The sequence below is a fragment of the Marichromatium gracile genome, assembly GCF_004343155.1.
Lineage (GTDB): Bacteria > Pseudomonadota > Gammaproteobacteria > Chromatiales > Chromatiaceae > Marichromatium > Marichromatium gracile.
Window position 1 is genome coordinate 1 of sequence record NZ_SMDC01000012.1, and the last position, 23,702, is coordinate 23,702.

General features: G+C 67.3%; 18 protein-coding genes and 1 tRNA gene. 11 read left to right on the plus strand and 8 right to left on the minus strand.

All coding sequences use genetic code 11. The features are described 5' to 3' along the window. Positions 1–322: 322 nt before the first annotated feature. Positions 323–649 carry a DMT family transporter gene (locus EDC29_RS14335; RefSeq protein ID WP_123140663.1) on the minus strand — a complete coding sequence of 109 codons (327 nt, stop codon included), beginning with the start codon at positions 647–649 and terminating at the stop codon, positions 323–325. A gap of 259 nt (positions 650–908) precedes the next feature. Further along, entirely contained in the window at positions 909–1,271 is a 363-nt protein-coding gene (gene folB / locus EDC29_RS14340) for a dihydroneopterin aldolase (RefSeq protein ID WP_062275180.1), read from the minus strand. 99 nt (positions 1,272–1,370) lie between these two features. Here folB and plsY point away from each other — a divergent pair, with 99 nt between their 5' ends. Further along, complete coding sequence (gene plsY, locus EDC29_RS14345) at positions 1,371–1,964, plus strand: glycerol-3-phosphate 1-O-acyltransferase PlsY (protein ID WP_132230437.1); 594 nt, start codon at positions 1,371–1,373, stop codon at positions 1,962–1,964. A gap of 72 nt (positions 1,965–2,036) precedes the next feature. On the opposite strand, the gene EDC29_RS14350 is transcribed toward plsY, so the two are convergent. After that, a complete protein-coding gene (locus tag EDC29_RS14350; RefSeq protein ID WP_132230439.1) occupies positions 2,037–3,182 on the minus strand; it encodes a TMEM43 family protein in 1,146 nt (381 codons plus the stop codon). Positions 3,183–3,188: 6 nt separating this feature from the next. Beyond that, a complete protein-coding gene (tsaD, locus tag EDC29_RS14355; RefSeq protein WP_132230441.1) occupies positions 3,189–4,244 on the minus strand; it encodes a tRNA (adenosine(37)-N6)-threonylcarbamoyltransferase complex transferase subunit TsaD in 1,056 nt (351 codons plus the stop codon). Positions 4,245–4,438: 194 nt separating this feature from the next. Between tsaD and rpsU the strand changes: the two genes are divergently transcribed. The 5 genes from rpsU to EDC29_RS14380 all read left to right on the plus strand — a co-directional run bounded on the left by rpsU (position 4,439) and on the right by EDC29_RS14380 (position 9,068). Further along, a complete protein-coding gene (gene rpsU / locus EDC29_RS14360; RefSeq protein WP_005220880.1) occupies positions 4,439–4,654 on the plus strand; it encodes a 30S ribosomal protein S21 in 216 nt (71 codons plus the stop codon). 130 nt (positions 4,655–4,784) lie between these two features. After that, the gene (locus EDC29_RS14365; protein ID WP_123140666.1) at positions 4,785–5,228 is read left to right on the plus strand and encodes a GatB/YqeY domain-containing protein; all 444 of its coding nucleotides are present in this window, start codon (positions 4,785–4,787) and stop codon (positions 5,226–5,228) included. Between the two features lie 41 nt (positions 5,229–5,269). Further along, entirely contained in the window at positions 5,270–7,000 is a 1,731-nt protein-coding gene (dnaG, locus tag EDC29_RS14370) for a DNA primase (RefSeq protein ID WP_123142100.1), read from the plus strand. A 73-nt stretch (positions 7,001–7,073) separates the two neighbouring features. Next, positions 7,074–8,945 carry an RNA polymerase sigma factor RpoD gene (gene rpoD, locus EDC29_RS14375; RefSeq protein WP_062275170.1) on the plus strand — a complete coding sequence of 624 codons (1,872 nt, stop codon included), beginning with the start codon at positions 7,074–7,076 and terminating at the stop codon, positions 8,943–8,945. Between the two features lie 47 nt (positions 8,946–8,992). After that, positions 8,993–9,068, plus strand: a tRNA-Ile gene (locus EDC29_RS14380). Between the two features lie 429 nt (positions 9,069–9,497). Here EDC29_RS14380 and EDC29_RS14385 read toward each other — a convergent pair. After that, entirely contained in the window at positions 9,498–10,079 is a 582-nt protein-coding gene (locus tag EDC29_RS14385; RefSeq protein ID WP_132230443.1) for a class I SAM-dependent methyltransferase, read from the minus strand. 13 nt (positions 10,080–10,092) lie between these two features. On the opposite strand from EDC29_RS14385, the gene EDC29_RS14390 reads away from it, so the two are divergent. The 5 genes from EDC29_RS14390 (at position 10,093) to EDC29_RS14410 (ending at position 17,296) form a co-directional block, all read left to right on the plus strand. Then, positions 10,093–10,353 carry a hypothetical protein gene (locus EDC29_RS14390; RefSeq protein WP_132230445.1) on the plus strand — a complete coding sequence of 87 codons (261 nt, stop codon included), beginning with the start codon at positions 10,093–10,095 and terminating at the stop codon, positions 10,351–10,353. A gap of 309 nt (positions 10,354–10,662) precedes the next feature. Continuing rightward, positions 10,663–11,955 (plus strand): HNH endonuclease domain-containing protein, encoded by a 1,293-nt coding sequence (locus EDC29_RS14395; protein WP_132230447.1) that lies wholly within the window; start codon positions 10,663–10,665, stop codon positions 11,953–11,955. Positions 11,956–12,200: 245 nt separating this feature from the next. After that, a complete protein-coding gene (locus EDC29_RS17635) occupies positions 12,201–12,701 on the plus strand; it encodes a GAF domain-containing protein (RefSeq protein WP_274606703.1) in 501 nt (166 codons plus the stop codon). Positions 12,702–12,749: 48 nt separating this feature from the next. Further along, positions 12,750–16,115 (plus strand): PAS domain S-box protein, encoded by a 3,366-nt coding sequence (locus EDC29_RS14405; protein WP_165913543.1) that lies wholly within the window; start codon positions 12,750–12,752, stop codon positions 16,113–16,115. Then, positions 16,115–17,296: an EAL domain-containing response regulator gene (locus EDC29_RS14410; RefSeq protein ID WP_132230453.1), complete on the plus strand. Its 1,182-nt coding sequence runs from the start codon at positions 16,115–16,117 to the stop codon at positions 17,294–17,296. Before EDC29_RS14405 ends, EDC29_RS14410 begins: the two co-directional genes overlap by 1 nt. A 519-nt stretch (positions 17,297–17,815) precedes the next feature. On the opposite strand, the gene EDC29_RS14415 is transcribed toward EDC29_RS14410, so the two are convergent. From EDC29_RS14415 to EDC29_RS14425, 3 genes are read right to left on the minus strand one after another with little or no spacing between them, the layout of a single operon-like run. Next, positions 17,816–19,168, minus strand: coding sequence for a UDP-N-acetylmuramoyl-tripeptide--D-alanyl-D-alanine ligase (locus tag EDC29_RS14415; protein WP_132230455.1), 1,353 nt, complete (start codon positions 19,166–19,168; stop codon positions 17,816–17,818). Next, the gene (locus EDC29_RS14420; RefSeq protein WP_132230457.1) at positions 19,147–21,687 is read right to left on the minus strand and encodes a YbcC family protein; all 2,541 of its coding nucleotides are present in this window, start codon (positions 21,685–21,687) and stop codon (positions 19,147–19,149) included. Before EDC29_RS14420 ends, EDC29_RS14415 begins: the two co-directional genes overlap by 22 nt. A 14-nt stretch (positions 21,688–21,701) precedes the next feature. Next, positions 21,702–23,306 (minus strand): NADH-quinone oxidoreductase subunit L, encoded by a 1,605-nt coding sequence (locus EDC29_RS14425; protein WP_132230459.1) that lies wholly within the window; start codon positions 23,304–23,306, stop codon positions 21,702–21,704. Between the last annotated feature and the right edge of the window lie 396 nt (positions 23,307–23,702).

Here is a 23,702-nt window from a genome sequence, read left to right on the forward strand (position 1 = left end):
TTGCGGCAAGGTCCAGGCCTTCAGTCGCAATCGAGCTGCCTCAATCTCGCGCGGTGGGAGCTAACCACCACGGGGTGGCAAGATACAAGCCGCAAGGAACGCGAAGGGGAAAGTGACCAGCTATCAGTCGCCAGCCTCCAGTCGGCGTCCTCACTCAGCGACCGTCGCAAACGGCAAGCCGCGTAGGATGGGCAAAGTGCAACGTGCCCATCTTCACAAGCTATCCGCCTCTTCGCCGGGCACGCTGCGCGTTGCCCGGCCTACCGCACTGGAGGCTGATAGCTGGAGGCTGGCGGCTGAAAGCCGGCGGCTCGCCTCCCCCTTACTCCGGCGAGACCAGCTTGAGTCCGACGATGCCGATGACGATCAGGCCGACGAAAAAGAAGCGGGCGAGGGTGGCCGGTTCGGCGAACAGCCAGATGCCGATGGCGAAGGCGCCGACGGCGCCGATGCCGGTCCAGATTGCGTAGGCGGTGCCGATCGGGATGTCGCGCTGGGCGAGCAGCAGCAGTGCGCCACTGGCGACCATGCAGGCGGCCGCGAACAGGATCCAACCCCAGCGCATGCCCTGATCGGTCATCCCGAGCTTGAGTCCGACCGGCCAACCCCATTCGAACATGCCGGCGATGACGAGATAGATCCAGGCCATTTTGGTGTCGCGTCTCCGTGATGCGTGGGTGGTGAAATCAGGCGAGTTGGCTCTGTGCGAGCCGTGAAGTAGGAGCCGCCAGCCGCCAGTGGCCGTCTGCCCTCACGCGGCTCGGCTTTCTTCGCGTCCTTTGGGTCTTTGCGGTTCAATCTCCTGGCGGCTGGCGGCTGGCGGCTGGCGGCTGGCGGCTGGCGGCTGGCGGCTGAAAGGCTGATCGCTGGAGGCGCTTCTCTCCAGCACGTTCTTGGGTCTCAGCGGCTCAGCCGTTCTGACGCGAGCCGCGCTCGATCTCGATGCCGACGTCGATGCCCACGCCGATGGCGCCGGGTTTGTTGATGCGCAGTCGTACCCAGGGGATGCCGAACTCCTCGCGCAGCACGGCGGCGCAGCGCTCGGCCAGGGTCTCGATCAGCTCGGCGCGGTTGTCGGTGACCTCGCGGCGGATGCGGCGGGCGACGGCGTCGTAGTCGAGGGCGTCGTCGATGTGGTCGGTGGCGGCGGCGCGGGCGGCGTCGGTGGCCAGCTCCAGGTCGAGGATCAGCGGGCGTGGCTGCGCCTTCTCCCAGTCGTGGATGCCGATGACGGTGTCGACGCGCAGGCCGCGGATGAAGACGGTGTCCATGACAGGCTCCGGTGGCGGCGAAAAGCGAGAGAGGATACGCCCCCGCGCCGGTACGCGCGAGGCTTGACCTGTGGCGGCATCCCGGGTCCAATGCGCGCCATGATCATATCCATCCTGCTCATCATCGTCGCTTATCTGCTGGGCTCGCTCTCCAGCGCCATCATCGTCTGCCGTCTGATGGGGCTGCCCGATCCGCGTACCCAGGGCTCGAACAACCCCGGCGCGACCAATGTGTTGCGCTTCGGCGGCAAGAAGGCCGCCGCCATCACCCTGCTCGGCGACAGCCTCAAGGGGCTGGTGCCGATGCTCGCCGGGCACCTGCTCGGGCTCGACCCGGTGGCGCTCGCCGGGGTCGGTCTGGCCGCCTTCATCGGCCATCTCTACCCGGTGTTCTTCGGCTTCAAGGGGGGCAAGGGGGTCGCCACCGCGCTCGGCGTGCAGTTCGGCCTCTACTGGCCGATCGGGCTCTGTGTCGCCGCGGTGTGGCTGTTCGTCGCCAAGGTGCTGAAGATCTCCTCGCTCTCGGGGCTGATCTCGATGGCGCTGGCGCCGCTGTTCGTATGGCTGTTCTGGGACGAGAAGCCGCTGATCGGTATGCAGCTGATCATCACCGGGCTGCTGATCTGGCGTCACCGCAGCAACATCCGCAACCTGCTCGAAGGCACCGAGGGACGGATCAGCGCGGGCGACTGAGTCGTTCGCCGCCGCCTCGCTGTCGCGCTCACGAACGCGCCGCCTGCCGATGCAGGCGGCGCGTTCGTGCGTTCAGGCGGTGGTGCTGGTCGCGGCCTGTCGTGCGCCCTTGCGCCACTGTCCGGCGCCGAGCACGGCGAACAGCAGTGCGGCGACCAGCAAGGCGCCGCCGAGCAATGGACGGTGCGCGATCCAGGCCAGGGCGATGACCAGACTGCCGGTAGCCAGTGCGAGCAGCGCCGCGACCAGTCCGGTGGCGAAGCCGACCAGGCTGCCGAGCATCGGGATCAGGTCGGCGATGACCTTGAGCGGTGCGAGGATCAGCGCCAGGCCGATCCACAGCGCCACCACGCCGCCCACGCGCAGCCCCCAGGTGAGCAGGGCGTTGGCGCTGTGGGCGTGCTCGAACATGGTGATGGCGTCGATCTGCCCCGGCTCGAGCAGGGCGATGGTGCCGTGCTTGAGTCGCGCGGTGACCAGGGTGTCGCCCTGCTGGCGCCCGATCGCGCTGATCTCGCCATCGGGGTCGACCACCCGGAAGCTGACTCGCAGGTCGCCGACCTCGGGGTTCGCCGGTGTGCCCTTGTAGAAGCCGCTGCCGTCGCTGACGAAGCCCGTCGGTGCCTCCTCGGCGTCGACCGGGAGCGTCCGCGCGCCGCCGATCTGCGAGACGAACGCGGGTGCAAGGCGAAAGGCGCCGAGGGTCACCCGGTCGGCCTGCCACTGCTCGCTGGTGTAGGGCATCGTCGGGTTGTGATGGCCCTCGGGGTGACGGAAGCCGCTGGAGTCGATCGGTTGGCTCGACCAGGTGCGCTGGTAGCTGTAGGTGGTCCGCGTGGTCTCGCCGCCGCCGAGTTCCTTGACCGTTTCCGATTCGCGCTGCTCGCTCCACTGATACATCTCGACCTGGCGCTCCAGGCGGATCGCCGGGACCTCGATGGCGAAGATGGGGTCGCGCAGCCGTGCATCGGTGTGGGTCGCGCCGCTGAGATGGACGAGTTCGCCATCATTGGCCGGGTCGACCGGTGTGGCGGCGATCGCGACCACGGCCTCGGCGCCGGCATCGAGGGTGCGGGTGCGATCGATCGCGCGTCCCTCGTTCCACCACAGCAGCGAGCTGGCGACGACCACCAGGATGAGGCCGAAGAGGATGCCGGTGAGCGCGCCGCCGATGCGGCTGAACCAGGAGCGGTGGGTGGTCTCGGTGAAGCTGTCCATCGTGCTCTATATCTCCGTTTCGATGGCAGGGGTGAGCGGTGCGAGCTCTTCCATCGGCCAGCGCGCGCGGGGTTTGAACAGCAGCGGCTCGGTGGCGCCGGCGGCGAGACGCTGCCAGCCGGCATAGGCGATCATGGCGCCGTTGTCGGTGCAGAGTTCGGGGCGGGGGTAGTGCGCCTCACAGCCCTCGGCGGCGAGCGCCTCACCCATGCGTGCGCGCAGCCTGCGGTTGGCGCTGACCCCGCCGGCGAGCACCAGGCGGCGGCGCCCGGTCTCGCGCAGCGCGCGGCGACACTTGATCACCAGGGTGTCGACCACCGCCTCCTCGAAGGCGCGGGCGATGTCGGCGCGGGTCTGTGCGTCGATGCTGCCGCCGCTTTCCGCCTCGGCCTCGCGCAGGGTGTTGAGGGCGAAGGTCTTGAGGCCGCTGAAGCTGAAGTCGAGTCCGGGCCGGTCGGTCATCGGGCGCGGGAAGCGATAGCGCGTCGGATCGCCCTGCTCGGCCTCGCGCGAGAGCGCCGGTCCGCCGGGGTAGGGCAGACCGAGGATCTTGGCGGTCTTGTCGAAGGCCTCGCCGGCGGCGTCGTCGAGCGACTCGCCGAGGATGCGGTAACGTCCCACCCCGGTGACGTCGACGAGCTGGGTGTGTCCGCCCGAGACCAGCAGGGCGACGAAGGGGAAGGCGGGGGCCGAGTCCTCCAGCAGCGGCGCGAGCAGGTGCCCCTCCATGTGGTGCACGCCCACCGCCGGCACGCCGAGCGCCCAGGCGAGGCTGCGCCCGAGCGCGGTGCCGACCAGCAGCGCGCCGATCAGCCCGGGGCCGGCGGTGAAGGCCACGGCGTCGATGTCCTCGCGCGTCAGTCCGGCCTCGTCGAGCACCTCGCGGATCAGCGGCAGCGCCTTGCGGACATGATCGCGCGAGGCCAGCTCGGGCACCACGCCGCCGTACTCGGCGTGGATCGCGATCTGGCTGTAGACCGCGTGGGCGAGCAGACCATGCTCGCCGTCGTACAGGGCGACGCCGGTCTCGTCGCAGGATGTCTCGATACCTAACACACGCATGCCGCAATGGCCCTCGAACACTGGAATCGCAAACGGTTTAGTATACGCGCTCGGGCCCACAGGCCCCGGTCCCCTGGCGAGGTTTCTCGCCGGGGTGTATGTGCTTTCGTCTTTGCAATCGACTCGGGGTTCTCGTAAAATCCCCCTTCTTTGTATTGCCCAATCAACCCACTTGGAGCCATAAAGGACAATCCATGCCCAGCGTTCGCGTCAAAGAAAACGAGCCGTTCGAGGTCGCCATGCGACGTTTCAAGCGTTCCTGCGAAAAGGCAGGGGTGCTTGCTGAGGTCCGCCGTCGCGAGTTCTACGAAAAGCCCACCTCCGAGCGCAAGCGCAAGAAGGCTGCGGCCGTCAAGCGCCACCAGAAGAAGCTGCAGCGCGAGGCACGTCGCTGGGAACGCCCGTACTGAGGTTCCATCCCCGGCGTATCCCTGACCGAGGTCGACGGACCGGCGCCTGTCTCGCCCTGTCGGTTCCGTTGCGCGTCCAGAGCGAAACGATCTCGGCCTGACCCCATCCCTCAGGCTTCCTGAAAGACACATGCTCAAGCAGCAAATCCAAGCGGATATGAAGTCCGCCATGAAGGCGGGCGACAAGGACCGGCTCGCGGTGATCCGGCTGATCATGGCCGCGGTCAAGCAGCGCGAGGTCGACGAGCGCATCGAGCTCGACGACGCCCAGGTGCTGGCGGTGCTCGACAAGATGGTCAAGCAGCGTCGCGACTCGATCGATCAGTACACCCAGGCCGGTCGCGACGACCTGGCCAGCGGCGAGCGCGCCGAGGTCGAGATCATCCAGACCTATCTGCCCGCACAGCTGACCGAGGCCGAGATCGCCGCCTGTATCGACGAGGCCGTCGAGACCACCGGTGCCGCCGCGATGAGCGACATGGGCAAGGTGATGGGCGTGCTGCGCCCGAAGATCCAGGGGCGTGCTGACATGGGCGCGGTGAGCGCGCTCGTCAAGCAGCGGCTCGGGGGCTGAGTACCGGATCGTCGCGCGCCTCCGGGCGTTGGCATCCGCGCATGGCTGGCAAGATCCCTCCGGAGTTCATCGATGATCTCCTCACGCGCGTCGACATCGTCGATGTCATCGGCGCGCGGGTCCAGCTACGCAAGGCCGGAAAGGAATTCCAGGCGCGTTGTCCCTTCCACGAAGAAAAAACCCCGTCCTTCACCGTCAGTCCGGCCAAGCAGTTCTATCATTGTTTCGGCTGCGGCGCTCACGGTACCGCCATCGGGTTCCTCATGGAGCACGATGGTCTGCCGTTTCGCGAGGCCATCGACGAACTGGCCCGGCTCGCCGGTGTCGAGGTCCCGATCGAGGGCGGGGAGCAGGTGCGCGGGCCGGATCACGGCCCGTTGTTCGCCCTGCTCGACGAGGCCGACGGGTTGTTTCGCCGCCAGCTGCGCGAGCACCCGCAGGCCGCGCGGGCGATCGATTATCTCAAGTCGCGTGGGTTGAGCGGCGAGATCGCCGCCCGTTACGGTATCGGTTTCGCGCCCGGGGGTGGAGATTTCCTGCTCTCGCGTCTGGGGCGTACGCCTGAGCGCTGTCGCCAGCTCGTCGACTGCGGTCTGATCGGCGAGCAGGACGGGCGGCGCTACGATCGCTTTCGCGATCGCATCATCTTCCCGATCCGCGATCGGCGCGGTCGGGTGATCGGGTTCGGGGGGCGGATCCTCGGTGACGGCCGCCCCAAGTATCTGAACTCGCCGGAGACGCCGCTCTTTCACAAGGGCCGCGAACTCTACGGACTGTTCGAGGCCCAGCGCGGTGTCCGGCGCGGGCTCGAGCGGGTGCTGGTGGTCGAGGGCTATCTCGACGTCATCGCCCTGGCGCAACACGGTATCGACTGCGCCGTGGCGACCCTGGGGACCGCGACCACCGCGGACCATCTGCAGCGCCTCTCGCGCACCGCGCCCGAGTTGGTGTTCTGCTTCGATGGCGATCGCGCCGGTCGCGACGCGGCCTGGAAGGCGTTGGAGACCACGCTGCCGCTGGCCAGCGGCAGCCAGACCCAGCGTTTCCTGTTCCTCCCCGAGGGCGAGGACCCGGACACCCTGGTGCGCAAGGAGGGCGCCGAGGGCTTCCTTGCCCGGGTCGAGCAGGCGACGCCGCTGTCGCAGTTCCTGTTCGACCAGCTCACCGCCCAGGTCGACATGACCACCATCGATGGCCGGGCGCGGCTCGCGCCGCTGGCCCGGCCATTGATCGATCGGGTGCCCGCGGGGGTCTTTCGTGACCTGCTCGAGCAGCGCCTGAGCGAGCTGGTCGGGCTGGAGCGGCGCGCGCCCTCGTCGCGACGTCGAACATCGCGGGCGCCGCGTCAGAGCGCGCTGGAGCAGCAGCGCCCGAGTCGTACCGCCTGGGCCATCGCGCTGCTGCTCAATCACCCGTCACTGATGGCGCGGGTGGACGAGCTGCCGACGGACTGGCGACGCGCCTCGAATCAAGGGGTCGGAATCCTCGTGGAGTTGCTTGAAACCATTCGGCAGCACCCAACTCTCACCAAGGCTGCGTTGATCGAGCGCTGGCGTGATCACCCGCACTTCGATTATCTGCAGCGCCTGAGCGTACATCCGTTCCTGCGGCATGTCTCCGAGGAGGGCGCGGGGCCGGAGTTCGACGGGGCGCTGGAGCGGCTCGGTGCCGAGGTCCGCAAGCGCGAATGGTTGCGCAGCCTCGACGACAAGCTGCGTGCACGGGTCGGGCGGGACCCGGATGATCCACGCACTCATCGCGATGACTCATAACTTTGTGATTTTTCGTGCTACAATCGGAAGTTTGCTCAAAAGCCGCCTTCCGCAGCATTAGTCAAGGTATCCCATGGACCAAGAACATCATCAGTCGCAGCTGAAGCAGCTGATCGCCAGGGGCAAGGAACAAGGGTTTCTGACCTATGCCGAGGTCAACGATCACCTGCCTCCCGGTATCGTCGAGGCCGAGCAGATCGAAGATATCGTGCGCATGATCAACGACATGGGGATCATGGTCCATGAAACCGCGCCCGATGCCGATGACCAGACCCTGAGCGATTCTGCGGTCTCCGACGACGAGGCTGCGGAGGCTGCGGCGGCGGCGCTGGCCTCGGTCGACAGCGAGTTCGGTCGCACCACCGACCCGGTGCGGATGTACATGCGCGAGATGGGTTCGGTCGAGCTGCTCACCCGCGAGGGCGAGCTGATCATCGCCAAGCGCATCGAGGACGGCCTCAACCAGGTGCTTGCCGCGCTGTCGGTCTACCCGCGCGCCGTCGAGCGCCTGATCGAGCTGTTCGACCAGGTCGAGCGTGAGGAGAAGCGCCTGACCGATGTCATCTCCGGCTTCAACGATGCCACCGATGACGAGCCGGCCACCCCGGTCCAGCACGGTCAGTCCGCCCAGCAGAAGGACAAGAACAACGCCGCTGCCGACGACGACGCCGATCACGATGGCGACGCCGACGATGACGACGACGACGAAGACGACACCCCGGTCGACACCGGCCCCGATCCTGAGGATGCGGCACGCCGCGCCAAGCTGCTGCGCGAGCACTTCGCGGTGATGCGCGAGGCGCTGGAGCAGTACGGCCGCGACGACGAGCGTTCGCGCAAGGCGATGGCCGAGACCTCCGAGGTCTTCCTCCAGTTCAAGCTGGTCGCCGCGGTGTTCCAGGAGCTCGCCGAGCTGCTGCGCGGCACCATCGAGCGCATCCGCGCCCAGGAGCGCCAGATCCAGTCGCTCTGCGTGCGTCAGGCAGGCGTGCCGCGCAAGGCCTTCATCGAGGGCTTCAGCGGCAACGAGAGCAGCCCCGAGTGGCTCGACAAGCTGCTTGCCAGCGGCAAGCCCTATGCCGCGCGTCTCGAGCCCCTGGCCGCCGACGTGCGTCGCGCCCAGCGCAAGCTCCAGGACCTCGAGCGCGAGAACTTCCTCACCATCACCGAGGTGAAGGACGTCAACCGCAAGATGTCGATCGGCGAGGCCAAGGCCCGTCGCGCCAAGAAGGAGATGGTCGAGGCCAACCTGCGACTGGTGATCTCGATCGCCAAGAAGTACACCAACCGCGGGCTGCAGTTCCTCGATCTCATCCAGGAGGGCAACATCGGCCTGATGAAGGCGGTCGACAAGTTCGAATACCGTCGCGGCTACAAGTTCTCGACCTACGCCACCTGGTGGATCCGTCAGGCGATCACCCGCTCGATCGCTGACCAGGCGCGCACCATCCGTATCCCGGTGCACATGATCGAGACCATCAACAAGCTCAACCGCATCTCCCGTCAGATGATCCAGGAGATGGGCCGCGAGGCCACCCCCGAGGAGCTGGCCATCCGCATGGACATGCCCGAGGACAAGGTGCGCAAGGTGCTCAAGATCGCCAAGGAGCCGATCTCCATGGAGACCCCGATCGGCGACGACGAGGACTCGCACCTCGGCGACTTCATCGAGGACGCCGGCGTCGTCTCCCCGGTCGACTCGGCCACCTCCGAGGGGCTACGCGAGGCCACCCAGAACATGCTCGCCAGCCTCACCTCGCGCGAGGCCAAGGTGTTGCGCATGCGCTTCGGCATCGACATGAACACCGACCACACCCTCGAAGAGGTCGGCAAGCAGTTCGACGTCACCCGCGAGCGCATCCGCCAGATCGAGGCCAAGGCCCTGCGCAAGCTGCGCCACCCGACCCGCTCGGAACGCCTGCGCAGCTTCCTCGACGCCGACTGATCGGCTATCCTTTCGACCCGCCCATCCGCGGCGGGTCAGACCCCATCGGGCCGTTAGCACAGCGGTTAGTGCAGGGGACTCATAATCCCTTGGTCGTAGGTTCGAATCCTACACGGCCCACCAACTCTGACATCCCCGGATCGACGACGAAGGCAGTCGTCTGAACCCTACACAGCAGTCAGTGACGACTTCGAGACGGCTCGACGTGAAGGTGCCAGGTGCGCGCCGAGACCGACGAGGAGGCCGACAGTGGTCATGGGTGCTGTGAGGTGCGTCGATGCCGGGTCGACGACGACCTCGCTTTGCCTGCTCCAGCTCACTGGACGAGAAGACTGCACAGCGTCGCCATGGTCGAGGCCGAGTGCTACCTCGGCGAGCAAATCTGCCGCGAGTTCGGCTACGACATCACCCGCCTCGCGCACGACGCTCGTCAGCGCTGCCAAGCGGTGCACCGACACCGGGGGTGGAGAACCGCTTGCATTGGGTAGTCGATATCATTTTCAGGATGACTGCTGCGTCTGGCCCTATCATGTCCCGCCAAACTTCAACACCTTACGGATGTCGTAGCAGCGCATTCAGCCAGTACTCGGATTCTCGCCCCGGTCGCCGGTCGGCCGTTGTCCAGACCTCCACAGTCTCCAGTTCCTCGGTCTCGGACACCAGTGTTGCAAGCCTATCCTCATCGAGATCGGTGAATCGTCGACCGTTGTGCTCATGCTCGCCCGTGCCGTACTTGAACGAGGCATAGAGCACACCGGCAGGTTTGAGCGATCGCGCGAGTCGGTGCAAAGCGGCAGGCAGCTCGGTCAGCGACACATGCAGCAAACTCGCACAGGCCCAGATGCCGTCGAAGGTTGCAGACCATTCGACCTCCTGGAAGCGGCGAATCTCGACATCGATCCCGCAATGGGCGGTGGCGAGCGAGGCCAGGGTCGGCGAGGCATCGAAAGCGGTCACGGTATAGCCGCGTTCCAGGAAGGCGCGGGTATCACGGCCAGAGCCGCATCCGGCATCGAGCAGTCGCCCGCCCGGCGGGACATGAGCGAGAAAGCGTGCGTAGAGCGGCTCCATGTCGACGTCGTGCGTCGCGGCGAAGAAAGCGCTGGCATGGGTGTTGTAGTAATCAAGAGTCATGCGGGGATTGTGGGTGCACTACAGTTACGCGTCTACACGCCGCCCGAAATCGCCATCGCCCTTGGACCCCCAGGTCTCAGAACTCGCCCGCGATAGCATCGAAAATACCCTGCTGGATCATCGCTTTCTGGGATGTCAGGAAGGTCTTGAGCGCATCGACGGCTTTCTCGCGGCGGCTGCCAAGACCATCGACGAGACCGCCGAGCCGTTCATCGCAGCGGCCAATACCGAAGCCCAAGGTGCCGAGCCGTTCCCCGGCAAGGATCTGTGCTAGCGGCTGATGATGAATGCCTTCTAGGCCAGAATGTTCGCCCCCTCTGAGAGAAAAGTGCCCGACACTGGAGCGCTCGGTCGAGCACGACATCCCAAGCCGGATCGAGTCCAATGCTCCCGAGCTGGCCCGCTCGCTTCAATGTCGAGACCTTGACGCTGGCCCTTCTGGATGATGGGATGCTGGGGACATTGCCCCTCGTTTGGGTTTCGCCAACCTGGAAGGTGACCAGCTGGCCATGATGGAAGAGACTTGGCGCTCATCGAACGCCTGCATCGATGCGCTGCTCAGGTCGATAGGGTACGCCGAAGCATGATCGATCCGATCGGGAACAACTCGCTACCTCCCGCACCCGAACTCAACATCAGCGCGCTCTCGGCATTGTTCCGGCACACCACGAACTCTTACAAGTTCGTTTTCTTCCTCGCGCTTCTGGATCTGCTCAAGCGTCACCGCTTCGACGCCGAACGGCCTTATACATACGATGAACTCACCGTCGAGATGCTGGTGATCGCGTGGTATCCGCACACCTTCTTCAAGCTGTCGTTCGGCGCTCAGGATACGATCGCGCAGAAGCTCGATGGGCTAGAGCTGGACTTGGGTCGCGCCAATCACAGCGTTGTGGATCACAAGGCACTGCGTGCAGCCTTGGAAGCGGCTTCGCTCAAGGACGCCGGGCGGCTGATGGAGTTCGTCCCCTATCGTCTGCTGGCTCCCTTCCTTGAACCGCACTTGCAGGGCGTCGATCGCGGTGCCTGGATGGTGTTCGAGCGCGCCATGCCCGCGATCACCAATACCCACTTCGAGACGGCACGTCCACTCTACCGCTTCGATAGCGACGACTATCAGCACTGCTCGGCCATACGCTGGCATCCAGCCTGGGTGGCCTATTTGGAGCGACACTGGTCGATCATCAAGAGCTGGGCGGCGTGGCGCTGGCTGCACTACATGCAGCGGCGCAATCCAACCACGCCGAGTCTGTCGAACAAACTCTTTCCTCCGGCCAAGCGCGAGGCGCTGACCAAGCAGACGAAGTATTGGCGCGGGATCCTGGAGCAGGAGACCGATCCCCCGCTGACCTGCATCTATTCCGGCGAGCCGCTGACTGCCGCGAGCTTCGCTCTCGATCACTATCTGCCGTGGTCGTTCGTGGTTCACGATCAGCTCTGGAACCTGATCCCAACCCCGTCTGCGGTGAACTCGGCCAAATCCAACCGGCTCCCGAGCGTTGACTATCTGCCGGGCTTCGTGTCCTTGCAGCATCGCGGTTTGTTGATCGCCCGCCAGTCGCTCGGCGAGGCGCGCTTCGGCAAGGTGGTCGAGGACTATCTGGCCGATTTGCATCTACCGTCGCTGGAAGCGCTGTTGGACTTCGATCAACTCCAGAATGCCTACGCGCGCACTCTCGGTCCTCTACTGACTCTGGCCACCAACCAGGGCTTCATTCCCGACTGGCACTACAGGTCCCTGAGTGTGGACCCCATGACTGCCCCGAGTGTGGTGGCCCTCCCGCACCCGATGCGCCTGGAAGCGGCGACCGATCAGGTCGCCGACAGTCAGGATCTCGGGCACGCGCCCCCGCCCTCAGCGCTTTGCCCATCCTGATCGACGAAACCATCCCGACCGAAGCGCTCATCAACATCGTTCCCGGATTGCACGATCTGTTCGTTCATCACTTCGGTTTTTCAGTGCTCTGAGGCTTCCCCCGCCCCCCATCGCCTCCGGCTTGGCTTCCCCCCCCACTGCCACCATCCCTGTAGCTACGGTTGCATCAGGCCGTTGACCGAGGGTCGCTGCGTGTCGTGTGCCTGGGCCGAGCGGGAGTCTTCATGGGGGTCAAGCGGGGGATTATGAGCGAAGACAGCAACGAAGCGGATCGTCTGGCCGCGCTCGCGCGCTACGGTCTGCTCGATACGCCGCCCGAGGAAGGGTTCGACCGGTTGACGCGGGTCGCGGCCTTTCTGTTCTCGGCGCCGATCGCGCTGATCTCGCTGGTGGATCGGGATCGACAGTGGTTCAAGTCGGCCTGCGGGCTGGCCGGGCGTGAGACCCCGCGCGAATGGGCCTTCTGCGCGCACGCCATCCGGGGCACCGAGGTGATGGTGGTGCCCGATGCCACGCGCGACCCGCGCTTTTGCGACAACCCGCTGGTGACTGGGCCGCCGCACATCCGTTTCTATGCCGGGGCGCCCTTGCTCACCGCCGACGGCTTCGCGCTCGGCACCCTGTGCGTGATCGACGCCACGCCCCGCCCGGGGATGTCCGGCGGGCATCAGTTGATCCTGCGCGATCTCGCGCGCCTGACCATGGATCTGTTGGAGTTGCGTCAGATGCGTGGCGGGATCCATTGATATCGCCCGGATGAATCTGGGACGAGCATGACAGAGGGGCAGGGGGCGATGCCTGATCGAGCTGACAGTGCGTTCACGGTCGCCGGTGGTCGTACCGGTGGACGTGTCTTGCTGCCGAGGGCGGTCGGTGTCGGTGAGGTCTTCGCCCTGCGTGGTTATCTGATCGCCAGCCTGACGATCATCGCGCTGTTGCTGAGCGCAAGCTTTCTCGTCCTCTCCGAGGGCTTGCGCGAACTCGAGGGGGCGAGCCGGGTGGTCAATCTCTCGGGGCGGCAGCGGATGCTGGTGACCCGGGTGGATGCCCTGATGACCCGGCTGCCGCTGACCGAGGAGCCGGGGCAGGTGAAACGCCTGCACGATGAACTCGCGGCCAATCTGGCCCAGCTCGAGCGGGTGCATCGCGCGTTGATCGACGGCTCCGCCGAGTTGCGGCTGGCGCGCGCGGAGAGTCACGCGGTGGAGGCCATCTATCACGAGCTGCCCTATCGGCTCGATGACGCCATGGTGCGTTATCTTGCCCGGGTGCGCGAGGCGCTGGCATCCGGTCTCGGCGAGCGCGGCGGCACGGGGGGCGTGCTCCCGGAGCTGTGGGCGTTGCGCAATGAGGTGGTGCTCGGGCTCGAGGCGCTCACCAAGCAGTTCGAGCGAGAGGTGAGTGATGGCGTCCGCGCGGTCCGTTGGTTCGGCGTGGCGCTGTTTCTCTCGCTGCTGCTGTGTCTGATCGGGATCTGGCATTTCAGCTTCCGCCCGATGGCGCGCCGGATCATGCGCGAGCGCGAGCTGCTGCGCGGTATCACCGAGCACGTCGCCGAGGGCATCATCACCGTCGATGCCGAGGGTCGGGTGCGTTCGGCGAACCCGGCCGCGGCGCAGATCTTCGGGCGCGCGGCGAGCGCCATGGTCGATCACGATGTCCAGACGCTGATCCCCGGGCTGGCCCTGGACGATGTCGATCTCTCGTGCGAGATGCGGGGGCGTCGGGACGACGGCAGCGAGATCCCGCTCGAGGTCTCGCGCAGCGCCATGCACGCGGCCGGTCTGCGGCTGTCGATCTGCGTGGTGCGGGATGTCTCGGTGCGCCATGATGCCGCGCAGGCGTTGCGCATGGAGCGCGCGCGGCTGCAGACCTTCGTCCGTCATACCCCGGCGGCGGTGGCGATGTTCGATCGCGAGATGCGTTATCTGCTGTGCAGCGAGCGCTGGCGCATCGATTACGGGCTCGGTGATCGGGCGTTGCTCGGCCACTGCCATTACGACATCTTCCCCGAGATCCCGGAGCGCTGGCGCGCCATCCATCAGCGTTGTCTGAAGGGGCAGATCGAGCGTTACGAGGAGGACCCATTCACCCGGGCCGACGGTACGGTCGATTGGGTGCGCTGGGAGATCCACCCCTGGTTCGACGGCGAGTCGGTCGGCGGGATCATCATGTTCACCGAGGTCATCACCCCGCGCAAGCTGGCCGAGGCCGCGCTCAATCTGCGCGACCGCGCGATCGAGGCGGCCAGTTGCGGCATCCTCATCACCGATGCGCGCCGCGCCGACAACCCGCTGGTCTATGTCAATCCCGAGTTCGAGCGCATCACCGGCTATCGCGCCAGCGAGGTCGTCGGTCATAACTGCCGACTGTTGCAGGCCGGCGACTCGGATCAGCCCGGTGTGGAGACGCTCCGGGAGGCGCTCGGCGGGCGGCAGCCGGTCACGGTGTTGCTGCGTAACTATCGCAAGGACGGCAGCCTGTTCTGGAACCAGATCTCGCTCGCACCGGTCTTTGACAACGACGGCGAGTTGGTCCATTTCGTCGGTATCCTCACCGACGTCACCGAGCGCATCCGTGCCGAGGAGGCGTTGCGCGAGAGTCGCGAACGCTATCGCTCACTCTATAACGACACCCCGGTGATGCTCAGCTCGATCGATGCCGAGGGTCGGCTGGTGGCGGTCAGCGATTACTGGTTGCGCAAGCTCGGTTATACCCGCGAGGCGGTCATCGGTCGTCCGGTGGTCGAGTTCCTCACCGCGGCGTCACGCCATTTCTACACCCAGCAGGCATTGCCGATGCTGGTGCGTCAGGGCAGTTGCGAGGGGGTGGCCTATACCCTCGTGCGTCGCGACGGCACGCCGCTGGAGATCGAGCTCTCGGCGATCGCCGAGGTCGACGCCGAGGGGCGGCTGGTGCGCGCCCTGGCGGTGATGAACGATGTCACCGACAAGAAACGCACCGAGGACGAGTTGCGTCAGGTGCAGAAGCTCGAGGCGATCGGTCAGCTCACCGGTGGCATCGCGCACGACTTCAACAACCTGCTGGCAGTGGTGATGGGCAATCTGCAACTGGTCGAGCGCCGGGTACGCGATAACGACCGGGTTCGCACCAACGTGCGCAACGCCCTGGAGGCGACGGCCAGGGGCGCCGAGCTGACCCGGCAGTTGCTCGCCTTCGCTCGTCGTCAGCCGCTTGCGCCCCGGCTCACCAACGTCAATACGCTGGTCTCGGGGATGACCGACCTGCTGCGGCGCACCCTCAGCTCGCAGATCGAGGTGGAGCTGCGGCTGTGCGAGCGGATCGCGCCGGTGATGGTCGACCCCGTGCAGCTCGAATCGGCCCTGCTCAACCTGGCGATCAATGCCCGCGATGCCATGCCCGAGGGCGGACGCTTGCTGATCGAGACCGACAACATCGAACTCGACGCACGTTATGCCGCCACCCATCCCCAGCTCAATGCCGGCGAGTTCGTGATGATCGGCATGACCGACACCGGTGCCGGTATCCCCCGCGAGATCCAGGGACGCATCTTCGAACCCTTTTTCACCACCAAGCCCGCCGGTCAGGGCACCGGGCTCGGGTTGAGCATGCTCTATGGCTTCGTGCGCCAGTCGATGGGCGATCTCCAGGTCTACAGCGAGCCCGGTCAGGGGGCGACCTTCCGCATCTATCTGCCACAGGCCACCGACGACGATCAGGAGAGTGGGGCCTGGCGTGCTGGTGCCCGGCGGGCGCTCGTCCGTCATGGCCGGGGTGAGCTGATCCTGCTGGTCGAGGACGATCGCCGGGTGCGCGAGACCCATACCGCGCTGTTGGCGGAGCTCGGCTATCGGGTGATGAGCGCCGAGGATGGCGAGCAAGGCCTGGCGTTGCTGCGTGCTAACCCCGAGATCGCGCTGCTGTTCTCCGACGTCGTCATGCCCGGCGGTCTCTCCGGTCCCGAGCTGGCCGAGCAGGCGTGCGCCCTGCGTCCGACGTTGCCGGTGCTGCTGACCTCGGGGCATCCTCGCGACCATCTGGCCGGCGCACTCGGCGCGTACCCCTTCATCTCCAAGCCGTTCTCGGAGCGCAAGCTCGCCGAGGTGCTGAGCACGCTGCTCGACCCGGAGGGCGGCGCCATTGTCGAATCGGTCAATTCAGCGAAGGATGATGCTTGATGAGGCATAGCGAGCGACTTCTCGTCGTCGATGACACCCCCGGGGTGTGTGATCTCATTCGCGACGTCGCCGAGGACCTGGGTTACGAGGTCCAGGTGGTGATGTCTCGCGATGACTTCGAGACGGTGTTCACGGCGATCGATCCGACCCTGATCACCCTCGATCTGCAGTTCCCCGGTGGCGACGGGGTGGAGATCCTGCGTTATCTCGCCGACCAGGGCTGCGCGGCGCCGATCGTCGTCATCAGCGGCTTCGACACCCGCGTGGTCAGCTCGGCGATGCGCATCGGCCAGACCCACGGGCTGCGGATGCTCGGCTCGCTCAGGAAGCCGTTCTCCATCCAGGATCTCGAAAACCTGATCGCGCCCATCGGCGTGCGGACATTCAAGCCCGGCGCGGCGGATCTGCGCGAAGCGCTCGATCAAGGCGACATCCTGCCTTTCTTCCAGCCCAAGGCCTGTCTGGTGCATCCCGGTGGCCCGGCCATCTGCGAGGCCGAGGCGCTGGCGCGCTGGCAGCATCCGCAGCATGGTCTGATCGAGCCGGCGCAGTTCATCCCGCTGGCCGAATCGACCGGGATGATCCTGCCGCTGACCTGGACCATGGTCGAGCAGAGCGCCCGCCAGCTGGTGCAGTGGCGGGCCGAGGGGCGGCACCTGTCGGTCGCGGTCAATATCGCCCCGGCGGTGATCCAGGACCTCGACTATCCCGACCGCCTCGCGGCCTTGGTGGAGCGCGCCGGCGCCTCGCCCGAATGGTTCACCCTGGAGGTCACCGAGTCCGGGGCGATGCGCGACTCGGAGCGCGCCATGGACATCCTCACGCGGTTGCGGCTCAAGGGCTTCAATCTCTCCTGCGACGACTTCGGCACCGGTTACTCGTCGCTGGTGCAGCTCTATCGCATGCCCTTCTGCGAACTCAAGATCGATCGCTCCTTCGTGGTCGACTGCATCGACCAGCCAGAGGCGCGGGTGATCATCCGTGCCAGCATCGAACTCGGCCACAACCTCGGCCTGACCGTCTGCGCCGAGGGCGTGGAGACGCAGGATGTGTTCGATTATCTCCATGCCCAGGGCTGCGACTCCATCCAGGGCTATCACGTCGGCTACCCGGTGCCGGCGACCGACCTGCCCGAGCTGGTCCGCGAGGCTTCGCGCCGACTGCTCGAGATCGAGTCTTGAGTGGGGCGGTGGACAGCGGGCATCGGGTCGCTTACCTTGAGTCCCTCGGACCCTTGGCGCAGCCCCCGGAGAGCCACGCGTGCACGTCAACTTTCCGGTTGCCGGAATTTTTGCGAACCACCCTTGCAGGTGCTTGTTTGGAAAGCCTTTCTGGCAACTGGCAGTCCGAACCAGAGACCCGATCTAAAGGGGATTAAGACGGGCGCGCTCGCCCATCGCGGGAGGTGAAGAGTGTCCGAACCAGAGACCCGATCTAAAGGGGATTAAGACAGCGGGAGCACTTCCCAGACCCAATCCATCCCCGAGTCCGAACCAGAGACCTGATCTAAAGGGGGTTAGGACACGACCTGCTCGCGCAGCGCGCGTTGCTCGGTGGTCCAAACCAGAGGTCAGAGATGGCAGGTCTATCCGTGAACACTCCCTGCTTGTGCGCCGCCCCTGGGCGGTTTTTTTCTGTCTGGACGTGATCGAAAGGGGCCGGGAGACGGGTCCGTCTGACTGTCGGCGAGGGTGGGATGGTCAGTCGCTGGCAGGGAAAGCAATGCGCTGACTCAGCTCCTCGACCAGCCGGTCCAGCGCCATCGCGCGTGATCCCTTGACGAGGATGCAGGTCGCTGGATCGGTGTCGGCGAGGATCCGTGCCGCCAGTGCCGGCGGTTGACTGCAATGATGCTCGACCTGGGCTGGTGGTGTGGGTGCGGCGGTGGCGGCGAAGCCGGGGCCGATGAGGATGCAGCGCTCGGCGCTGGCGGCGGCGAGGGCGGCGATCTCGCGATGGGCGGTGGGCGCGTGCGCGCCCAGCTCGTGCATGTCGCCGAGCACGGCGAGGCGTGGGGCGGGGCAGGTGCGCAGCAGCGCGAGCGCGGCGCGCATCGAGTCGGGGTTGGCGTTGTAGCTGTCGTCGATCAGGGTCGGCCGGTCGGGGGTTGCGGCGAACAGGATCCGGCTGCGCCCGGGTAGCGGCTGGGCGGTATCGAGCGCAACGCGGATGCAGGACTCGGCGATCCCCAGACGCCGTGCGACGGCGACCGCCGCCGCGGCATTGAGCTGGTTGTGGACACCAGGCAGCGCCGCTGCGACCAGCCCCGCTTCGGGGGCGAAGCGCGCGATCTGGTTGCGACAGGCCGGTGGCTCGATCGCCAGCCAGGGGGGCGCCGGGAGCAGCGCCAGGGCGTCCGGGGCGAGCTGGTCGAGCAGCGCGAACTCCTCGCGCGCGACGCCGGCCAGATCACCGAGGAAGGCTAGATGTTCCTCGCCGATGCTGGTGATCACCGCGAGATCGGGCTGGACGAGTGCGCCGAGCGCGGCGATCTCGCCGGGGTGGTTGGTGCCGATCTCGCAGGCGACGAAGTCGTCTCCGGGGCGTGCCGCGAGCAGGGTCAGCGGCACCCCGATGTGGTTGTTGAAGCTGCGCGGGCTCTGGGTGCCGGTCAGGCCACCGGCGCTCAGCAGCTGGTGGATCAGGTGTCGGGTGGTGCTCTTGCCGTTCGAGCCGGAGACGCTGATCACCCGGCAACCGGCGGCGCGCAGGCGCGCGCGCTGGGCCATGGCCAGTCGGTGCAGCGCTCCGAGGGTGGAGTCGACCGCGAGCAGCGCCAGTCCCGGCGGCGGGTCGGGCGGGGCGCGCTCGACGATGGCGAGCGCGGCCCCCGCGCCGGCGGCCTGGGCAAGAAAGTCGTGGCCGTCGTGTCGTACCCCGTCGATGGCGACGAACACCTCGCCCGGGCGCAGTCGCCGTCCGTCGATGCCGAACCCGGCGAGCGGTCGCGCGGCGGGCATCGGGCCGAGCCAGTGTCCCGCGACCACCCCGGCGAGATCCGCCGGGGTCCAGTGCGCCGCGCTGGGCGTGCTCAGTGCGACTCGACCGTGCACCAGTCCCCGTCCTCCGTCCGTCGGGCGCAGTCGCCGCTCGACTCGATGCGGAACAGGTGCAGCCAGCCGTGCTCGACCAGCTCGCGCACCAAGTCGTGGCGCGCGATCACCGCATCGATCTCGCTCTGCGGCGCCTCGATGAACACGCTCAACCGGATCGGCTCGTGGATCCAGCGCCGACCGTCGTGCAACGACTGCAGCGGCAGCCCCACCCGTAGGTCGCCGCCGTTGCCCTCGATCACGCCGATGGCGCCGCCGACGACGTTGTGCAGCACCTTGTTGCCACTGCCGAAACGGCGGTTGTCGACGCAGGAGGCGTAGTACTGGAGGTTGATCCAGCTGGCGACCACCATCGGCGCGGTCATGATCAGCTCCAGGGTCGCGAAGCCGTGATCGGCGCGCCAGTCGTAGTCGTGGAGGAAGGCGCGGCCACCGAGGTCGAGACCCTGGGTGCGCGTGCGTGGCGCGGCGATGAAGCAGGCGTTGCCGGCCAGCCCCCACTCCGGGCGCACCTGCGACCAGTCGCGGGCGCGGTGCTCGACCCGCCTGGTCAGCGCCCGGCCCTCGCGTCCACCGAGTCCGAGCAGCGTGGCGCGCTGCAGCCGGGTCAGCTCGCCGGCCTGATCGAGTCGGCTGCCGAGTTCGGCCAGCTCTTCGGCAGAGTCGGCGGGGAGGTGCTGGTGGTCGAACAGCCGGATCCGGTCGGTGGTGGTGTCGTGGAGCGCGGGCAGGAACCAGGTGTCCTGCGGGATCGCGATACCGCGCGCGGCGAGTCCCGCGCGGACCTCCGCGGCGTTGAGCAGCGCGGCGACCACGCGGGCGTTGGTCTCGCCGCTCTGGCCGCCGCAGGCGCCGCAGTCGAGCCCGGTGGCATGGGGGTTGTTGACGCTGCTGCTGCCGTGTCCGACCAGCAGCACCAGCCGGGCGAAGCCCGCGGTCAGCGACATGCCGCGGAGGATGCCCTCGGCGAGCGCGACACGCTCGGCCTCGGGGATGCCGAGTGCGTGATCGGCATGAGGGTGGCCGCAGGGCGCGAGGCTGGGGGCGAGGCGCGCGGCCTGCTCGGGGTCGAGCCTGGGATCGTCCGGGGCCGGCACCGGGCGGCTCCAGCCGAGGCTGTCGCCGATGAGCTTGGGCACGTAGAGCCAGAAGCCGGCGGCCTCGACGAAGGAGAAGCACGAGGCCGCGCCCATCTTGAAGGTCTTCCATGCCTTGCCGATGCCGAGCCGTCGGTGCTGGGCGGCCAGCGCCTCGGCCTGCTCCTCGGGTTCGGCCTCGTGCAGCTCGGAGCAGACCCGATAGCGCGGCGCGAGCAGCACCGGGAGCTGCGGGCGTGGGTGGTCGGCACCGAACGGCTGGTGGGCGATGGGGGCGCCGAAGAAACCGGCGAAGCCGAGGGTCTGGACCCGGGGGCAGACGGTCTCCAGCGCGCGGCGGATCACCTCGGAACGCACGTCGATGCAGAAGGCGGCCTGGAGCGGCGGGCGGGTGGCGGGCGCGCTGTGGCGGTGTGCGCGCAGTCGCGCGATCAGACCGCGTTGATAGGCCAGCTCCTGGGCGCACAACAGCACCCGGTCGATGGCGTCCTCGGGGTCGGGCGCGTCGGGGTCGCCGGCGCGTCGTTCGAGTTCGGCGCAGAGCGCGTGCCAGCGGGCGGTGAGACCGGGGCTGGCCTTGTGCTCGTAGACCAGGACCTCCCAGGCCAACCGGATGGCGAGCAGCGCCTCGATGTGGTCGTCGCTGCCGCCCTCGAGTTCGGCCTCCCAGCGCAGCAGCCGGGTCCAGGCCGCCCAGCCGCCGACATCGAGCAGCGCGGCATGGAGATAGTCGGCCCAGGCCGCCTGGGGGATGCCGAGCCGTCCCAGGGCCGCGCCGATACAGGCGCGCGGCGCCTCGGGCAGGGCGCGCACCCGGGCGCGGATGCCGCCTTGGCCCATCATGTCGGCGCTGTAGTCGAGCGCGGCGAAGGCGCGCCAGGCGTCGTAGAGCCGCATCCCCGACCAGGGGTGCTGCCAGGTCGCCTGACCCATGTCGAAATAGGCCGCGCAGTGATGGCTGATGCGATCGATCACGAATTCCGACCAGTCGTCGGCGTCGAGCTCGTCGACCAGCGCAGTGATCAGCGGCACCCCGGTGCGTGGCGCGCGCTCCCGGTCGAGCGCGGCACGCAGCTGCTCGGGGGGGAGCGTGCTGGCACAGCGTGCGGCGGCCTCGACGAGGTCCCGTTCGCCGATCTCGCCGCGCGCGAGCCGCTCGCGGAAATAGCCGCGCGGCATGTACATCCGCACCCCGGCGATGCGTCGCAGCAGATCCCCGGCGTGGTCGAAGTCGAGTGCGCGCAGGCCGTGGAAGGGGTTGACCGCGACGAAGCGGTCGAGCGGCCACACCGGGGCGATGCGCGCACAGGCCGTCTCGATCGCCTCGATCAGGTCGTGCTCGCCGGGACCGGGTGTCTCGGCATCGAGTGGCAGTTGGCCGGCCATGCGTGGCTCCGGGGTGTGCAGGTCATTGGGCTTCATCGGAGATCCCTCCATCAGGCCGTGACGGTCGCCGGACGCGGCGGCCACAGTCGGGTGATCAGCCGGGTCACCAGGATGTCGACATAGAGTCCGTTGTAGAGATGGACCTGGATCGCCTGGCGCAGCGGTCCGTGCAGCCGGGTGAACAGATGCTGGAGCAACAGCAGGCCGACGAAGACGGCGACGATCGCCAGCGCGGTGAGGGTGCCGAGCCGCGCGGCGGCGACCGGCAGTGCCACCAGATCGTCGGCGACGGCCAGCTCGAACAGTCGGTGCAGCCCGAAGTAGCCGACGCAGACCAGGGCGCCGATCAGGGTCGCGCGCGGCAGCAGCGCGGCCTCGGCGCCGAGGCGCAGCGCCTGCAGCAGCAGTTGGGCGACGGCGACGGTGACGATCGCCCCGGCGACGAGCAGCGCCGGTTGGTGGCCTGGATCGATGCCGAAGGCCAGCGCGGCGAGCAGCGCCATCAGCAGCGCCCCCTGGAAGGCGACCAGCCACTGCCAGGGCGCGAGCGGAGCCTGGGCGAGCTGCGGCGTGGGGGCGCGGAAGCCGTCGACGCTGCTGCCCGAGGCGAGGAAGGCGTGCGCCTTGTAGAGCGAGTGGGCGACCAGGTGCAGCAGCGCCAGGCTGTAGAGCCCGAGCCCGGCCTCGAGCAGCATGAAACCCATCTGCGCCGAGGTCGACCAGGCCAGCGAGACCTTGATGCTGGTCTGAGTGAGCATCACCAGTGAGGCGATCACCAGGGTGACGAGCCCGATCAGCGCGAGGGCATCGAGCGCCGCTCCCGAGAAGGACATGATCGGGCTCATGCGGATCACCAGGAAGGCACCGGCATTGACGATCCCGGCATGGAGCAGCGCCGAGACCGGGGTCGGCGCCTCCATCACCTGCAACAACCAGCCGTGGAAGGGGAACTGGGCGCACTTGAGCACCGCGCTCAGCACCACCAGCCAGGCCGCCCACTGCAAGGGCGCCGACAGCGGTCCGAGATGCCCCGCCATGGCCGCGTGCAGCCCGGCGAACTCCAGGGTGTGCAGCTCGGCGCCGATCAGCACCACCGCGATCAACAGGCTGACATCACCGATACGGCTGAAGACGAACTTCTTGTGCGCGGCGAGCTGCGCGCCGGGCCGCTCCGGGTAGAACAGCAGCAGGCGGTGCAGGCTCAGGCTGGTGGCGATCCAGGCGAGCGCGAACAGCAGCAGGTTGCCGGCGACGATCAGGGTGAGGATCGCAGCCAGGGTCAGCAGCAACCATTGGTGGAAACGCCCCTCGCCGTGGTCGCCGGCCATGTAGTTGCGCGCATAGCGGGTGACCACGGCGCCGACCAGCGACACCAGACAGAGCATGATCGCGGTCACCCCGTCGAGATAGACCCCGAGCCCGAGGCTGCCGAACAGCGGCACCGGCAGTGACAACAGGGTGATCGACTGCGCCGGGCCGAAGCCGTGCCCGATGAGCGCGACCAGCGCCAGCGCGAAGGCCGTCCAGGCCGCCAGCCCGGAGAGCCGGGCCATCCCGGGTCCGGCCTCCCGCGCGCGCAGGCCGGGCAGCGCCCCGGCGGTCCAGAGCACGGTGGGCGCGAGCAGGGCGGCGAGGGTGGAGAGCGTGAGCGTCATACCGAATCCTCCCGACTGAGCAATCCATGGGCGATGTACTCAGGGTAGGTCGGTCATCCCTCCTTAAAAAATCGATCTTTTAGCTGATTTGTATCGATTTATTTCGATGGTTAAGCGTTTGCGCTGAGCGATCGACAGGGAAGTGAACCGCGATGACGCGAAGGGTGTGCAACGATCGTAGGGTGGGCAAAGCGCAGCGTGCCCACCGTGCGCCAGCCGCCGGGGGATCGAACCGCGATGACGCGAAGGACGCGAAGGGATTTCGCAAGGTGGACAAAGGCACCGTTGTTCCAGGATGGCGTCCCGCGCCCCGCCGCCAGCTTGTAGTTTGGGTTGCCGTCGGCAACCCAACACCGGCGCCGTTGCCCGATGATGGCGCGCCGATGCCGGGTGACA

Excerpts from the sequence above, each read along its gene's own strand:
- EDC29_RS14335 (WP_123140663.1), bottom strand. The coding sequence starts at position 649 with ATGGCCTGGATCTATCTCGTCATCGCCGGCATGTTCGAATGGGGTTGG.
- folB (WP_062275180.1), bottom strand. The coding sequence starts at position 1,271 with ATGGACACCGTCTTCATCCGCGGCCTGCGCGTCGACACCGTCATCGGC.
- plsY (WP_132230437.1), top strand. The coding sequence starts at position 1,371 with ATGATCATATCCATCCTGCTCATCATCGTCGCTTATCTGCTGGGCTCG.
- EDC29_RS14350 (WP_132230439.1), bottom strand. The coding sequence starts at position 3,182 with ATGGACAGCTTCACCGAGACCACCCACCGCTCCTGGTTCAGCCGCATC.
- tsaD (WP_132230441.1), bottom strand. The coding sequence starts at position 4,244 with ATGCGTGTGTTAGGTATCGAGACATCCTGCGACGAGACCGGCGTCGCC.
- rpsU (WP_005220880.1), top strand. The coding sequence starts at position 4,439 with ATGCCCAGCGTTCGCGTCAAAGAAAACGAGCCGTTCGAGGTCGCCATG.
- EDC29_RS14365 (WP_123140666.1), top strand. The coding sequence starts at position 4,785 with ATGCTCAAGCAGCAAATCCAAGCGGATATGAAGTCCGCCATGAAGGCG.
- dnaG (WP_123142100.1), top strand. The coding sequence starts at position 5,270 with ATGGCTGGCAAGATCCCTCCGGAGTTCATCGATGATCTCCTCACGCGC.
- rpoD (WP_062275170.1), top strand. The coding sequence starts at position 7,074 with ATGGACCAAGAACATCATCAGTCGCAGCTGAAGCAGCTGATCGCCAGG.
- EDC29_RS14385 (WP_132230443.1), bottom strand. The coding sequence starts at position 10,079 with ATGACTCTTGATTACTACAACACCCATGCCAGCGCTTTCTTCGCCGCG.
- EDC29_RS14395 (WP_132230447.1), top strand. The coding sequence starts at position 10,663 with ATGATCGATCCGATCGGGAACAACTCGCTACCTCCCGCACCCGAACTC.
- EDC29_RS17635 (WP_274606703.1), top strand. The coding sequence starts at position 12,201 with ATGAGCGAAGACAGCAACGAAGCGGATCGTCTGGCCGCGCTCGCGCGC.
- EDC29_RS14405 (WP_165913543.1), top strand. The coding sequence starts at position 12,750 with ATGCCTGATCGAGCTGACAGTGCGTTCACGGTCGCCGGTGGTCGTACC.
- EDC29_RS14410 (WP_132230453.1), top strand. The coding sequence starts at position 16,115 with ATGAGGCATAGCGAGCGACTTCTCGTCGTCGATGACACCCCCGGGGTG.
- EDC29_RS14420 (WP_132230457.1), bottom strand. The coding sequence starts at position 21,687 with ATGAAGCCCAATGACCTGCACACCCCGGAGCCACGCATGGCCGGCCAA.
- EDC29_RS14425 (WP_132230459.1), bottom strand. The coding sequence starts at position 23,306 with ATGACGCTCACGCTCTCCACCCTCGCCGCCCTGCTCGCGCCCACCGTG.